The organism is Dolichospermum sp. LEGE 00246, from assembly GCF_015207865.1.
Classification (GTDB): Bacteria; Cyanobacteriota; Cyanobacteriia; order Cyanobacteriales; family Nostocaceae; genus Dolichospermum; species Dolichospermum heterosporum.
Genome location: NZ_JADEWA010000010.1, coordinates 1 through 13,738 on the forward strand (window position 1 = coordinate 1; position 13,738 = coordinate 13,738).

At 39.1% G+C, this 13,738-nt stretch carries 12 protein-coding genes; 2 read left to right on the top strand and 10 right to left on the bottom strand.

Annotated features, from left to right (window positions below; genetic code table 11):
• Window positions 1–41: 41 nt before the first annotated feature.
• The 5 genes from folE to IQ228_RS01420 form a co-directional block, all read right to left on the bottom strand.
• Window positions 42–749, bottom strand: a complete 708-nt coding sequence (folE, locus tag IQ228_RS01400) for a GTP cyclohydrolase I FolE (protein WP_027403462.1) — start codon at window positions 747–749, stop codon at window positions 42–44.
• Between the two features lie 87 nt (window positions 750–836).
• Window positions 837–1,562, bottom strand: a complete 726-nt coding sequence (locus IQ228_RS01405; RefSeq protein WP_027403461.1) for an SDR family oxidoreductase — start codon at window positions 1,560–1,562, stop codon at window positions 837–839.
• 111 nt (window positions 1,563–1,673) lie between these two features.
• Window positions 1,674–2,654 carry an acetyl-CoA carboxylase carboxyltransferase subunit alpha gene (locus IQ228_RS01410; protein ID WP_027403460.1) on the bottom strand — a complete coding sequence of 327 codons (981 nt, stop codon included), beginning with the start codon at window positions 2,652–2,654 and terminating at the stop codon, window positions 1,674–1,676.
• Between the two features lie 102 nt (window positions 2,655–2,756).
• Complete coding sequence (locus IQ228_RS01415) at window positions 2,757–3,776, bottom strand: long-chain acyl-[acyl-carrier-protein] reductase (protein WP_027403459.1); 1,020 nt, start codon at window positions 3,774–3,776, stop codon at window positions 2,757–2,759.
• 930 nt (window positions 3,777–4,706) lie between these two features.
• Window positions 4,707–5,405 (bottom strand): aldehyde oxygenase (deformylating), encoded by a 699-nt coding sequence (locus IQ228_RS01420; protein ID WP_027403458.1) that lies wholly within the window; start codon window positions 5,403–5,405, stop codon window positions 4,707–4,709.
• A gap of 155 nt (window positions 5,406–5,560) precedes the next feature.
• Here IQ228_RS01420 and IQ228_RS01425 point away from each other — a divergent pair, with 155 nt between their 5' ends.
• The gene (locus IQ228_RS01425) at window positions 5,561–5,767 is read left to right on the top strand and encodes a hypothetical protein (RefSeq protein ID WP_027403457.1); all 207 of its coding nucleotides are present in this window, start codon (window positions 5,561–5,563) and stop codon (window positions 5,765–5,767) included.
• Window positions 5,768–6,321: 554 nt separating this feature from the next.
• Here IQ228_RS01425 and IQ228_RS01430 read toward each other — a convergent pair.
• From IQ228_RS01430 to IQ228_RS01450, 5 genes are all read right to left on the bottom strand, one after another.
• Window positions 6,322–7,260 (bottom strand): nucleotidyl transferase AbiEii/AbiGii toxin family protein, encoded by a 939-nt coding sequence (locus IQ228_RS01430; protein WP_228043631.1) that lies wholly within the window; start codon window positions 7,258–7,260, stop codon window positions 6,322–6,324.
• Window positions 7,261–7,538: 278 nt separating this feature from the next.
• The gene (locus IQ228_RS01435) at window positions 7,539–8,693 is read right to left on the bottom strand and encodes an iron-containing alcohol dehydrogenase (RefSeq protein WP_027403455.1); all 1,155 of its coding nucleotides are present in this window, start codon (window positions 8,691–8,693) and stop codon (window positions 7,539–7,541) included.
• A 199-nt stretch (window positions 8,694–8,892) separates the two neighbouring features.
• A complete protein-coding gene (locus IQ228_RS01440; protein WP_027403454.1) occupies window positions 8,893–9,960 on the bottom strand; it encodes an AI-2E family transporter in 1,068 nt (355 codons plus the stop codon).
• Window positions 9,961–10,032: 72 nt separating this feature from the next.
• Window positions 10,033–10,461, bottom strand: a complete 429-nt coding sequence (locus IQ228_RS01445) for an NUDIX hydrolase (protein WP_027403453.1) — start codon at window positions 10,459–10,461, stop codon at window positions 10,033–10,035.
• A 3-nt stretch (window positions 10,462–10,464) separates the two neighbouring features.
• Window positions 10,465–10,869 carry a hypothetical protein gene (locus IQ228_RS01450; RefSeq protein WP_193962005.1) on the bottom strand — a complete coding sequence of 135 codons (405 nt, stop codon included), beginning with the start codon at window positions 10,867–10,869 and terminating at the stop codon, window positions 10,465–10,467.
• Between the two features lie 352 nt (window positions 10,870–11,221).
• On the opposite strand from IQ228_RS01450, the gene IQ228_RS01455 reads away from it, so the two are divergent.
• On the top strand, window positions 11,222–13,291 hold the full coding sequence (locus IQ228_RS01455; protein WP_193961997.1) for a prolyl oligopeptidase family protein: 2,070 nt from the start codon (window positions 11,222–11,224) through the stop codon (window positions 13,289–13,291).
• Window positions 13,292–13,738: the final 447 nt, after the last annotated feature.

Below are 13,738 nucleotides of genomic sequence, written 5' to 3' on the forward strand. Positions count from 1 at the left end.
CTACTCCCCCTACTCCCCCTACTCCCTACCCCTATCCCGCATTAAAATAATGACGCTTGATGACGAATCAAGTTGAAAAATTCTTCACGGGTTTTGTGTTGTTCTTGGAAAATACCTACCATCGAACTGGTAACTGTCCAAGAACCAGGTTTTTGAACCCCCCGCATCACCATACACATATGAGTAGCTTCCATGACTACAGCCACACCTTTGGGTTCGAGGACTGCTTGTAGTGCCTCAGCAATTTGTCGAGTTAGTCTTTCTTGAACTTGCAATCGGCGAGAATACATTTCCACAATTCTTGCCAGTTTGCTTAATCCTACAACTTTTTGATTGGGAATATAAGCAACGTGCGCTCTACCCATGAATGGCAGCATATGATGTTCACACAGGCTAAAGAAGTTAATGTCTCTTACCAAAACCATTTCATCATGTCCTTCATCAAATATCGCACCATTGATGAGGTCTTCTAGAGATTGATTGTAGCCGCTGGTAAGAAATTTCATCGCCTTAGCTACGCGCTTAGGTGTTTTTAGCAGCCCTTCCCGTTCAGGGTCTTCTCCTAATCCCACTAACATTGTCCGCACAGCTTGCATCATCTCATCCATTGTTTCTTCCGAGGGTGGATGTATTTCTGGTTCTTTGCCATTATGGGTATTGCGGTCTGGTCGGACATTGATAGCTTCTGCTAAATCAGGAATCAGAGGCGATTGCGAGGTATTAGAACCGTTTGAACCAGCGATAGTCATGATTAAATTTTAGTAATTTTTCAGTTGTCAGTTGTCAGTCGTCAGTGGTAATTAATCATTTAAAGGGATAAATGAGGAAATTACCAATTAGAGAACGCCAGCATTAGACATAATCGTCAATTCTTCAATTACTGCTTCTTGTGGTAATAAGACAGTATGTAAAATTGTTGTTGCCACAATTTCTGGAGTTAACATTTGGGAACGGTCAAAGTTAGCCTGGACGGTTGGAGTATCCCAAATTGCCGTATTGACAGAACCAGGACAAATGGCAATGACGCGAATACCATTAGCCCGTTCTTCTTGTGCGAGGGTTTGGGAAAGGAAAAGAAGTCCTGCTTTGCTGACGCAGTAAGCACCCCAACCTGGAAAGGTTTGTTTGGCTGCTATAGAAGCAATGTTAATAATTGTGCCTTGCCCTTGTTGGCGCATTCCTGGCAAAATTCCCATCATGCACTGAAAGACACTGGTGAGGTTCAAGTCAATGACTTGTTGCCAGTCTTCCAAGGGTGTTTCACTCAGGTTGCCTGTATATCCAATTCCAGCGTTATTAATGAGAATATTTATGTTGCCAAATTCGTCAGCTATTCCTTGAATTTTGGATTTAACTTGGGTAACTTCAGCTAAGTCTAGACAAAAGGCTTGGGCTTCTACTCCTAACTCCTGTGCGGCTCTAGCTACAGACTCTAGTTTATCCTGAGAACGGCTGACTAATGCTACATCTATTCCAGCTTTTGCAAATGCTAAAGCTGTTGCTCTGCCAATTCCGCTACTAGCACCAGTAATTAAGGCGCGTCTTTTTTGCTCAGAATTCATAAAATCAAGTAAATACAAATGCCTATAGCTCTTGAAGATTGTTAAAAATCTTTAAGCAGCCATAGGCAATTATAGCATTGCTATTATTCTATACCATTTTCTTGAGTATTTTTAGTGGGCAAGTTCTGTGAAAACGCCGATATTACGGAATTTATCATAACGGAGTTGGCGGCGCTCCGCTGGGGTGAGACGATTGAGTTCGTCTAAGTTTTCCACTAAGGCTTGTTTTAAGTTGGTAGCCGCTGTTAAGGGGTCTGAGTGTGCGCCACCCAAGGGTTCAGGGAGGATTTGGTCAATAATACCCAAGTTTTTGAGGTCGTGGGAGATGATTTTCAGGGCTACGGCGGCTAAGTGAGATTTACTGGCATCTTTCCACAAAATTGCGGCACAGGCTTCCGGGGTAGCTACGGTGTAAACTGAGTGTTCAAACATCAGTAGACGATCGCCTACACCAATACCCAAAGCCCCGCCAGATCCACCTTCACCGATAACTGTACAAATGATGGGTACGTCAAAACTGAACATTTCTCGCAGGTTATAGGCGATCGCCTCTCCTTGTCCTTGATGTTCGGCTTCGATGCCTGCCCAAGCCCCAGGAGTATCAATAAAGGTCAAAATTGGCATACTAAATTTATTGGCGTGTTCCATGAGGCGCAGAGCCTTCCGGTAGCCACCAGGAGCAGCCATACCAAAGTTGCGGGCAACGTTGTCTTTAGTATCTCGACCTTTTTGATGTCCTAACATCATCACTGGTTGTCCAGCTATGCGACCAACGCCACCAACTAAAGCCGGATCATCGCTACCACAGCGATCGCCATGTAATTCCATCCATTCATCGCTGATAGACTGGATATAATCTAAAGTGCTAGGGCGGCGGGGATGACGAGCTACCTGCAATCGTTGAGATGGTGTCAGACTGCTAAAAATCTCCTCCCGCAATTGCGTCGCCCGCGTCTCTAGTTGGCGAATTTGTCCAGAAACATCAACACCATTTTCTTCAGCTAATTGGCGAATTTGGTCAATCCGAGTAGCCAGTTCTGCTAAAGGCTTTTCAAAATCTAACAGTAGCGGTTTGCGCTCAGTGGTTGCCATAATTATGTTCGTTGTCAGTTGTCAGTTGTCAGTTGTTGGTTGTCAGTTGTCAGTTGTCAGTTGTCTTTTCTTTGCCACTGACCACTGACCAATGACCAATGACTAAACTAGTAATGGTCTAAAACCGTGTTTAATGGACACACGACCAATTTGCTCCATTTTGTCTACGGTAATCTGATTACGCCCCCAAGAAAAGTTTGTATATAACTTCTCAAATTCCAGCAGCATTGATTCGGCAAAACAAGCAAATAATTGCCGCCCTGGCACATCCATATTGACAATTTTCATGATTTTCCAGTCAATATCTAGGGAATGCTCCACAATGCCGCCATTTAATACATATACCCCCGGATGCTGAACTTTTGTGCCTAAGTTTTTAGGATAGCCCCCATCAATCAATAGACAGGGTTGTTTTAATGTTATTGGGTCAATTTCTACGCCTTTGGGCATACTCGCCACCCAGACGACAATATCCGCTTGGGGTAATGCTTCCTGTAATCCCATAATTTTACCCCGTCCTAGTTCTGCTTGCAGTTCTTGGAGACGTTCTTGATTTCTCGCAATTAATAATAATTCTTGAACATCTGTTTTTTTATCTAGCCAGCGGGTGACTGCGCTGCCAATATCCCCCGTTGCACCGCACACAGCTACAGTTGCTTTGGACAATTCAATCCCTAGTTGTTTGGAAGCTTCTTCTACTTGCCGACAAATAATGTAAGCTGTATGAGTGTTGCCTGTAGTAAAGCGTTCAAAATCTAGGTTAATATTGCGGACTTGTTTGAACTGCTCTAAATTAAAGTTCTCAAAAATAATTGAGGAAAATCCACCCAAGGCTGTAATATCAATGCCATGCTTTTGAGCATGAGCCATAGCATTAAGAATTTTGCGTGTTGCGGCTTTAATGCGGCGATTAGCCAGCATTTCCGGTAAAAAGCATGATTCTACATACTTTCCTTCTATTTTCTGCCCGGTGATACTGGTGACAGTGATATGATCAACTATTTGCGGCGGGGCGCTACACCAAAAGTCTAGCCCTTGATCGGCATATTCTGGATATCCCAATTCTTGAGCTACTGATTGAGCGTGTTCTAAACTAGTCAGATGTCCAATTAAACCAAACATGGAGTGATATATTAGGCGTGTGCTGTCGTGCAAAACCAATTTTAGATTTTAGATTTTAGAGAAATCGAAAAACTATGCCAACTTAGAATCAGATACAGCAGAATTCAGGAGTCAGGAGTAAAACAGGCTTGTTGTCAGGCTTTAAATTTAAGATCCTGTACCGCATCAATCTGCAATCTGCTATATGATGTCTAACTATTAAAAATACTACATAAAGTGTCCAAATAATTCGTAATTCGTAATTAAGTACGGCTTGCTGAATAAGTTGTCTGTGAGGGCAGGGAACTCTTAACTCTTAACTGGGAACAGTTTCAGCCATCTGGATATCCTCAATTTTCTAAATCCGACCCAGGAAAATGCACCAATTTTGAGACTCCATTTGCCAAAACCTTGCACATTCTTGTGATAAAAATCAGCGAAACCCCTATTAATAAAAGGTTTCAGTTTTATATGGCTTACGCCACAATACGCTATCAGCAAGCCCTAAATAACCCAGAAATTTTTGAGTAAACTTTAGATAAGTAGTGAGACAGAATTAATTGCACAATGTCATTGCGTTAGCGCAGCGTGGCGTTAGCCATATGGAACGAAGTGAAATGAAGCAATTGCCAGGGTTGTGATTGCTTCCCTTCGCTCGCAATGACTGTAAATATTTTTGTCCAATTACTTATTAGCCCTGATAGCGTAGCGTGGCGTTAGCCATAATCCATTTCAGGGTGGGTCTGTCAGCCAAACAAATAAACCATCTGTAGCTTAAATTGACACCAATGAAGCTCTTGCTAAACCCCCTACAAACACGGTGTTTTCGTGATTTTACAAAAGTCCATCTCCCAACCGCTTTGAGTATAAATCCTTTTTCTCCCTGCTCCCTGCTCCCTGCCCCCTGCCCCCAAAACCTAGGGTAACATAGTTGTCACCCTAAGGGCATTATTAAGCGGCTACAAGTCCGTAGGCAGAAAGACGCATGATATCACGGGTAGTGAAGCCAATGTTACTTAAGGCATCACCATATTGAATCATAAAATCTTCTACTAAAGCGTCTTTTTCCATAGCTAAAACTTTGGCATCATCTGCTACTTGATTGAGCATTCTCCATACTAGAGGCAGGTTTTGGCGGTTAGCTTGCTCTAATTCGGCTTTGGATTCTGTAAAGTTTTTTTGCAACCACACTTCACCAAAGTTGAGATGGCTGTATTCTTCTTTTACTACCCCTTCTGTGATTTTACGAGCAAAATCATCAGCCACAGGAATATAGATATTGTAGGCAGCGATCGCAAAACATTCGATAATTAATGATTGAATCAAAAGGCAAGTCACGACTTTGCCTTCTTTGGCTGCGGTTTGGAAATTGTCATGCAGTCCCAAGAAAAACTTTTTCGCAAATTCTAAATCTGGAGTCACTTTTAAGTTCCGTCCACAGGCTTCAAATCCTTTTTTGTGGCGACTTTCCATTTTCGAGAGAGCAATTAGTTCCTTTTCCTGTGCCGGCAGTAGTTGAGCTAATGTAATGTAATTTTCGTGGGCTTCCTGTTCCCCTTCAATTACAATGGCATTGATGCGGCTATAGGCATCTTTATATATTTCACTTTGAAAATCAATTGTTTTAATTTGGTCTACAAGTTGCTGCATTGTCTGTATTACTCCGTTAACCCTGCTTATTTGATACAAAAACTCAACTTACCCGATAAATTTGGGGTAATTATCACTGTGATTTAATTTAACTTAACAAGAAACTATAGTTATTAGATTAATTTTTACTGATAATTGTACTACCAGAAAAACAAATGTATGAAGTCATAGCCAATGTCCAAGCTAAACTGGAATCTCAAAAATGCCAATTTTGCAACCTGTTAGCCGTAGAAACAGGTACATTTAGAGTTTTGCTGCCGCTAATTGTGGTTTTCCTGACTTCCTTTGGGTTTGAAGCTACCACAAACAACAAAGTCTTCCCAGTATTATCTTGTGGTAGGGAAGTTTTTACTGGACTTTGAATATTCTACCTTAGTAGCGATCGCACTTACAACTTTTCCAATTTTCACTTAGGGATACACAACTAATGTAGTTATACTCAAAACGGCTAAAAGCTGGACTTTTTTATCATACAAAGAACAAGTTCAAAGCCTCTCCAATTATAAAAGCTGCTCCTTTTCCCTCCCTTGTAGGGGAGGGTAAGGGAGGGGTGCAAAGGAGAGGTTTACCAGAGGGGTTTCATACTTGGTTAAACTATGAACCGTTTGCAGTATAACCAAGGTCAAATAGCGTCAATTGCTTATAATTCGCTCTCTGATTGACCTTACTCGTAAGTTTGCTTTGAGGTTCTAGAGCCTGGGTCACTATCCTTGCCCGTTATCGCCTCGGTTTCCACTAGGGAATCGGTGAAACTTCTGAGTCCGTTCTAACAAGATTACCTTCACAAATGATAGTAGCAAGGATAATTGCTACGATAGCCGTAATAATGTTATTTTTAATTAGTCAAAGCGAATACTTTTCAAATTCAGGAATGATTGATCTAATTTTGTTCGCCACGAAGAAAAGCGATTAATTGTCATTCCACGTCTTGTTGAAATTCGCTAAAAGTTCTATGTGTCTTTTTTAAGTCGAAATCAGTCGCAATTAAATCAATACCATCAATAATTTTACTGGGTTCGGCAATTCGCAAAGCCGTAAAACATTTGTCTCGATAATTGGGGTGATTTTGGAAAAAAAGTATCGCTTTTTTTAAAGGTTCAATTACAGGATAAGCTGATTCTGCCTTCTCAATAGCTACTTGAGGAATGGGAGAATTGAGCCTTTGCATAGCCAAATCAATCAAATCTCTCGACTCTACTGAGGAATCATTCCATCTGTCAGAATTAGCTAAAAGTTTTTCTGCAAAACTGTCAATTTGATTTAAGCATGGGACAGGCGACCAAATGGGATAATTTGCTTCTCCCAATTCAATCCGTCCTTCCATAATTATCTCAAATTTAATCAGGGTTTCATCAACTATAATGGCAAATCTTATTCCGTACTGGTCAGCTTTAATTTGTCCGGGTAGATTGAGATTATTTTGAGTGTTGAAAAGGGCATTATATTGATTTTCAGCTATTTTTTGTCGTAGTAATCGGTAGCCTGTACCAGTAGAACAGAGAAAATCTATATCTTTGCTTAATCTATATTCTCCATGATTTAAACTAACCAGAGTCCCACCGCCAAAATATGCGCCACACTCTAATAAAAAATTAGCCTTTAATTGATTAAGAACATTTAAAATTTTTTGATGAAACTCCCTCTCAAACATTTTCGCTCCTAACCATGAATGATAATATTGAGCTAATTGTTGCACAAATAAGGTTTCTATTTGGCTTAAGTCGCCTAAAACTCCCCGGTAGTGCCACCCGCGTTCATATATTCTCAGTATTTCTAAAGGAGTAAGATCTTCGGTATTTTCTCTTTGCCAACATAATTTTTGCAAAAAGGGTAATTTTTCAAATTGGGTTAACATTTTCATCAATGAGATTGCAAACGCAGATGGACGCTGATTAACGCAGATGGGTTGGTGTTAGGTTTTTAACTCTTTTCTTAAATACTATCATTTTCTACTGCCCCTTCTAATAATTTGGCTGCATCAGCATCGGTTTTTCAATGGGATGTTCTTTGTCCCATTGCTGATTAAAATTTTAGGATTTCGATAATATTTTTACATTTCTACCAATTTCTCCGCCAACCGACTTAATGCAGGTCAGACAAACAAATCAAACGTCTGACCTGCGGATTTAACTTTTAAGCACAAAGAGCTAAAATCTGTTCCACAACTTGGGGGTTAACGTCTTTATTTTCCCCCAAAGCGGTCATCCCATGTTTTTCTAAATTTTTGATAACTGCGGGAATAGTTTCTACTCCCACACCATAATCAGATAAATGAGTGCGAACACCAACTGATTCAAAGAAATCACGAGTTTTAGTAATTGCGGCATTTACCCGTTCTTCCTCCGAACCACCGACAACTTGCCAAACTCTATCTGCATATTGTAGAAGTTTTTGCCACTTGCGATCGCGTCTAATCGTCAAAGTTCCAGGTAACACAACCGCCAAAGTTTGAGCATGATCCATACCATGTAACGCTGTCAACTCATGACCTATCATGTGAGTCGTCCAATCTTGAGGTACACCAGCCGCAATTAACCCATTTAATGCCATTGTCGCCGACCAAACCAAATTTGCCCGCGCATCATAATCTGTAGGATTTGCTAAAGTTTTGGGTCCTTCTGAAATCAAAGTTAGTAAAATTGATTCAGCCATGCGGTCTTGTAATGGTGCATTCACCGGATAGGTCAAATACTGCTCCATCACATGAGTAAAAGCATCAACAATACCATTGCTAATTTGCCGAGGAGGCAGGGAGAAAGTTGTTTCTGGGTCAAGAACGGAAAATTTCGGAAACACCAAGGGACTAGCGAAAAATAACTTTTCTTTAGTTTCCCACTTAGTCACAACTGAATTTGTATTCATTTCTGAACCAGTCGCAGGTAAAGTCAAAACCACCCCCATTGGTAAAGCCGCCGTTACTGGTGCGCCATGAGCTAAAATATCCCAAGGGTCGCCCACAAAAGAAACCGCAGCCGCTATAAACTTAGTCCCGTCTGCAACAGAACCACCACCCACAGCCAACAGAAAATCAATACCTTCTTTGCGGATTAACTCAACCGCCTGCATCAAAGTTTCAAAATGAGGATTGGGTTCAATACCGCCGAACTCAAATACATTTCTACCAGCCAATGCCGATTTTACTTGATCATAAACCCCATTAGCTTTAATACTACCACCACCGTAAGTAATCAGAATTTTCGCGTTCGCCGGGATTTCTGAACCAATATTAGCGATTTGACCCCTACCAAACAGGATTTTAACTGGGTTGTAAAAAACAAAATTTTCCATAACTTTAGTCACTCAAGAGAATTAGATTTCACCTTGAGTATTGTAATCACTTTCTTGATTTTTGTGCCTGTACCTACAGAATACTATTTTCCCCCAATCTAATTAAAAGTTGGGGAATTGTGTCCCAGACATTTTTATCAATTTAAACAAATAAACTGCCAACAAGACAAACAAAATCAGGAAATAAAGGTGTTGTCATTTACTCACTATCAACAGCAGTTTTATTAAATTTACCATTACGCCAAGTATCAGCGATATCTTTAATAAAACTAGCAAGAGGAATAGCAACCAATAACCCCAATACACCGCCTAACTTTGCGCCTATTAATAAAGAAATTACCACCCATACAGGATTTAAACCAGTTAAATTTCCTAAAATACGTGGGGCAATAATATTAGAATTAATTTGATCAATAGCCACACCTATAGCCGCAACCTCTAACCCTAAACCAAAGTCTTTTAAAGTTATTAATAAACTAACAATACCAATACCAATACCAGTACCAAAAGGAAATAGGGAAAACAAACCAATTCCTATGCCAAAAAGTAGTGATAAAGGCACTCGTAAAACGACAAAAGCCAATGTTATGGATACGGCTAAAATAGCCCCTAAAGTAGCTTGACCAATGAAATAATTATTAAAATCTTCTCGCAGTAATTCTCGCACCTTTTTCGCTGTTTCTGGGGGAAACCAAAGATAAATGCCATTCCATAAACTTTCCCCATTCAATACTAAATAAATAGTCAAAACTATGGTAATTAATAAATTCAATAAATTGCCAATAGTATCGAAAGCAAAACCTAAAATTTTCCCAGTAAAAGATTGCAATTGACTTGATATTTTTCCTAAAATTTCACCAGCTAATCCACTTAAATTTACTGGTAGTTGCTGAGTAGCTGCCCAATTTTGCAAAGCTTCTATTTGTTGAGTTGCCGATTCTATCCAATAGGGAAGAAGATTAGCTAACTCATTCAATTGTTCCAGAATAAGTGGTAGCAGAATTACACCTACAGCACCCAAAATAATAATAGATAACAGTAATACCACTACAACTGCTAAAATTCGAGGTACTCCCCGTTTTTGGAGAAGTTGAATGGGGTAATCTAGTACAAAAGCCAGAAGAATAGCAACGGAAATAACGCTAACCAAAGGCTGAAAATAGTTAATGAATTGAATTAATAACCATCCATTTAAAAGAATCACAGGAAAGGCTAATCCTATGTTTAACCATTTGGGTAAATTTGTTAGACTTTTTACTGGCTGCATGGCATTTATTAATAATATAATTTTGGCAAAATGTCTGGAAAACTCAAAAAGTTCGTGAATCGGATTATCAGACTATAGAGTTTTGATAAAATCCAGCATAATTTTCTGAGGCAAAGTTGCTAAAGGTCTAATATCTCCGGCTTTTTGAGAATAATATTCACCCTTGTCAATATCTGCTGCTGTTAATAAATCTAAATCCCACCCTTCAGAAAGTACAAGTTGACTCACTGGGACTAACAATGGTGCTTGAAATACATAACGCACAGCTTTTTCATCGCTATAAATTCCAAATTTTGTAAAGTCAGTCAACTCATAACCAATTTCTTCGACAACCTCGCGTTGAACAGCTATTTCTGGAGTTTCTCCTGGTTCTATATGTCCACCGAATAAAGCCCAACAACCAGGAGCTATAATATTAGGAATATTATCCCGTAATTGCATTAAAAACTTATTCTCTCGATAGAGAATGGCAACGGCTACATAAGCTAGTTGACTGTTCATAAATTACTTTTCCTCTAAATAAACTTCACCGTATTCTTTACCAGCCAAAGGCACACTTTGATACTGAACATTACCCTTCAATACTACCTGTTCTCCGACTTGGAAATTACCCTGATTAGTGATTACCCAAATTTTCCCAGTTGAGTCGTTAATTTGATATGATTTTTTCTTGATTAATGGAGCATACTTTTCTACTTTACCTTGAATGTAAACTGTCGTGTCCTGATTTTTTTGGGTAATTTTTTGAATCTGTGTTACATTAGCACCAATATTGAAATTTTGAAGATTGATACCAGAATTTTGTCTCTTACCACAAGCATAAAGTCCCGTTACCAGAGAGAAAGATAGTCCCACAGTAAAAATTTTTGCAGGTGGCATCAAAGCTATAGATTGAGCGAATTTTTGCATGACTGCCAATTTTATCTCCAGGTTACACAAATTAATCGCTATTGATCATAATGCTATTTGGTCGCAAAAAGATAGTCATTCTGTCAAAATCATAAAGAGATGCATAAATTCTCAGCGATACCTTCAGTTAGTAACCTTCTTATCTTTCTTGTTTGAGAACGAGTCAATATTGCAAATAATGGCTTTTTTATGTTATTAATTAATTTATACCAAAATAAGATGAATCTGCATATAATCAGAGATCAGAAATAATTGACCGCAGATAAACGCAGATGAATTAACAGATTTGATGATTTTGTGCGGACTCATATAAAATTGGTATTAGCAATTTAGTACAATTTATCCTAAATTTATGTCTAACTTTAACCAACCTCTGACCTATCCTACTGTTAGCAAAAGTGAGCAGGTGGATAATTATCACGGAATGGCGATCGCCGATCCTTACAGAGCCTTAGAAGACCCGGATACAGACGTAACAAAGGCTTGGGTAGAAGCCCAAAATCAAGTTACCTTTAGCTATTTAAACGAAATTCCTGCCAGAGAAAAAATCAAACAGCGGCTAACAAAACTTTGGGATTATGAAAAATATGGAACTCCCTTTAAAGAAGGTGAAAGTTACTTTTATTTCAAAAATGATGGACTGCAAAATCAAAGTGTCCTCTATACTCTGCCAACTTTAGATGCAGAACCAAGAATTGTACTTGATCCTAATCAACTTTCAGAAGATGGTACAATTGCCCTTTCAGGAATTTCCATCAGTGAAAATGGTCAACTTTTAGCCTATGGTTTATCTAGTTCTGGTTCAGATTGGCAAGAATGGAAAGTTAGAAATATTGCCACAGGTGAAGATTTACAAGATTATCTCCAATGGATTAAATTTTCCGGTGCTTCTTGGACTCATGATCATCAAGGGTTTTTCTACAGTCGTTATGATGAACCAAATGAAAAAACCAAATTAGAAGATGTTAATTATTACCAAAAACTTTATTATCATCAACTTGGTACACCCCAATCAACAGACATCTTAATTTACCATCGTCCTGATGAAAAAGAATGGGGTTTTACTGGGAATGTCACGGAAGACGGCAAATATTTGATAATTTCAATCTGGCTAGGAACTGACTCCAAAAACTTAGTTTTTTACAAGGATCTAACAAATCAAAATTCTGAAGTAATCGAACTAATTAACCAATTTTTAGCAAATTATAGCTTCATTGATAATGACGATTATGTTTTCTACTTTCGCACAGATTTCAATTCTCCAAAAGGTAGAGTTATTGCCATTGACACGAGAAAACCAACTCCCGAAAATTGGCAAGAAATTATTCCTCAAGCACTAGAAACATTAGAAAGTGTCAGTGTCTTAAATAATCAATTTGTGGCTGATTATTTACAAGATGCCCAAAGCCAAATTAAGATATTTGATCTCAAAGGTAATTTTATTCGAGAAGTAGAATTACCCGGAATTGGTGCAGCCAGCGGATTTAGTGGTAAACGGTATGATACAGAAACATTTTATAGTTTTACCAGCTTTACTACCCCTGGAACTATTTATCGTTATGACATGAAAACAGGTAAGAGTGAACTTTTCCGTCAGCCAGAAGTAGATTTCAATGCTGATGAATACGAGACAAAACAGGTTTTCTATGCAAGTAAAGATGGTACAAAAGTGCCAATGTTTATTACTCACAAAAAAGGAATTAAATTAGATGGTAACAATCCTACTTACCTCTATGGATATGGTGGGTTTAATATCTCCTTAACACCAAGTTTTTCTGTTAGCCTTTTAATATGGCTAGAAATGGGAGGAGTCTATGCTGTTCCTAATTTACGTGGTGGTGGTGAATATGGAGAAGAATGGCATCAAGCAGGAATGAAATTGCAAAAGCAAAACGTTTTTGATGATTTCATTGCTGCGGCTGAATGGTTAATTGCTCATAATTACACCCAACCTGGAAAATTAGCTATTGGTGGAGGTAGTAATGGTGGTTTATTGGTGGGTACTTGCATGACACAACGCCCTAATTTGTTTGGTGCAGCCCTACCCGCAGTAGGCGTTATGGATATGTTGCGCTTCCATAAATTTACCATTGGCTGGGCTTGGGTGGCTGAATATGGTTCTTCAGAAAACGCAGAAGAATTCGCAACTTTATATGCTTATTCACCTTTGCATAATCTGAAGCCGGGAACAGCTTATCCAGCTACGTTAATTACTACCGCAGATCATGATGATCGTGTAGTACCTGCTCACAGTTTTAAATTTGCTGCGGCTTTACAAGCAGCGCATAGTGGTGATGCACCTGTATTAATTAGAATTGACATGAAGGCAGGACATGGTGCTGGTAAACCAACAGCAAAAATTATTGAGGAAGCAGCAGATAAATGGGGTTTCTTAGTCAAAGTTTTGAAAGTTGAAATTTAATTTCCCTTACCCATGTACCAGCATGACGTAAAATCGAGCGTCCTGAAACTAACCTTTGTCAGAATCAGGACATCCAGGATTTAAGGATTTACAGGATGATAATAAGATTAACTTGATAGATTACAAGTAGGTGAACACAATAAAACCAAACTGTGTAAAGAAACGTAAAAAGGCAAACCACGTTGTAGAGACGGTTCATGAAAGATCTCTACATCAGCATTAAACCATCCTGTAATTGATGAGATATGTAAGGGTAAAGCATGAGCTAAACCCCTACGATATATCGAAGTTCAGGAGTATGGCTAACGCCACGCTGCGCTATCAGGGAGTAGGGGCGCAGGGACTGCGCCCATTCAGGAGTATGGCTAACGCCACGCTGCGCTATCAGCAAACCCTAAATATCACTAAAATTAATAACATTGCCAGGTTTAACATCACTTTTTTGTC

Coding starts and splice junctions, on each gene's coding strand:
- folE (WP_027403462.1), bottom strand. CDS start 749: ATGACTATCGCTGGTTCAAACGGTTCTAATACCTCGCAATCGCCTCTG.
- IQ228_RS01405 (WP_027403461.1), bottom strand. CDS start 1,562: ATGAATTCTGAGCAAAAAAGACGCGCCTTAATTACTGGTGCTAGTAGC.
- IQ228_RS01410 (WP_027403460.1), bottom strand. CDS start 2,654: ATGGCAACCACTGAGCGCAAACCGCTACTGTTAGATTTTGAAAAGCCT.
- IQ228_RS01415 (WP_027403459.1), bottom strand. CDS start 3,776: ATGTTTGGTTTAATTGGACATCTGACTAGTTTAGAACACGCTCAATCA.
- IQ228_RS01420 (WP_027403458.1), bottom strand. CDS start 5,405: ATGCAGCAACTTGTAGACCAAATTAAAACAATTGATTTTCAAAGTGAA.
- IQ228_RS01425 (WP_027403457.1), top strand. CDS start 5,561: ATGTATGAAGTCATAGCCAATGTCCAAGCTAAACTGGAATCTCAAAAA.
- IQ228_RS01430 (WP_228043631.1), bottom strand. CDS start 7,260: ATGTTAACCCAATTTGAAAAATTACCCTTTTTGCAAAAATTATGTTGG.
- IQ228_RS01435 (WP_027403455.1), bottom strand. CDS start 8,693: ATGGAAAATTTTGTTTTTTACAACCCAGTTAAAATCCTGTTTGGTAGG.
- IQ228_RS01440 (WP_027403454.1), bottom strand. CDS start 9,960: ATGCAGCCAGTAAAAAGTCTAACAAATTTACCCAAATGGTTAAACATA.
- IQ228_RS01445 (WP_027403453.1), bottom strand. CDS start 10,461: ATGAACAGTCAACTAGCTTATGTAGCCGTTGCCATTCTCTATCGAGAG.
- IQ228_RS01450 (WP_193962005.1), bottom strand. CDS start 10,869: ATGCAAAAATTCGCTCAATCTATAGCTTTGATGCCACCTGCAAAAATT.
- IQ228_RS01455 (WP_193961997.1), top strand. CDS start 11,222: ATGTCTAACTTTAACCAACCTCTGACCTATCCTACTGTTAGCAAAAGT.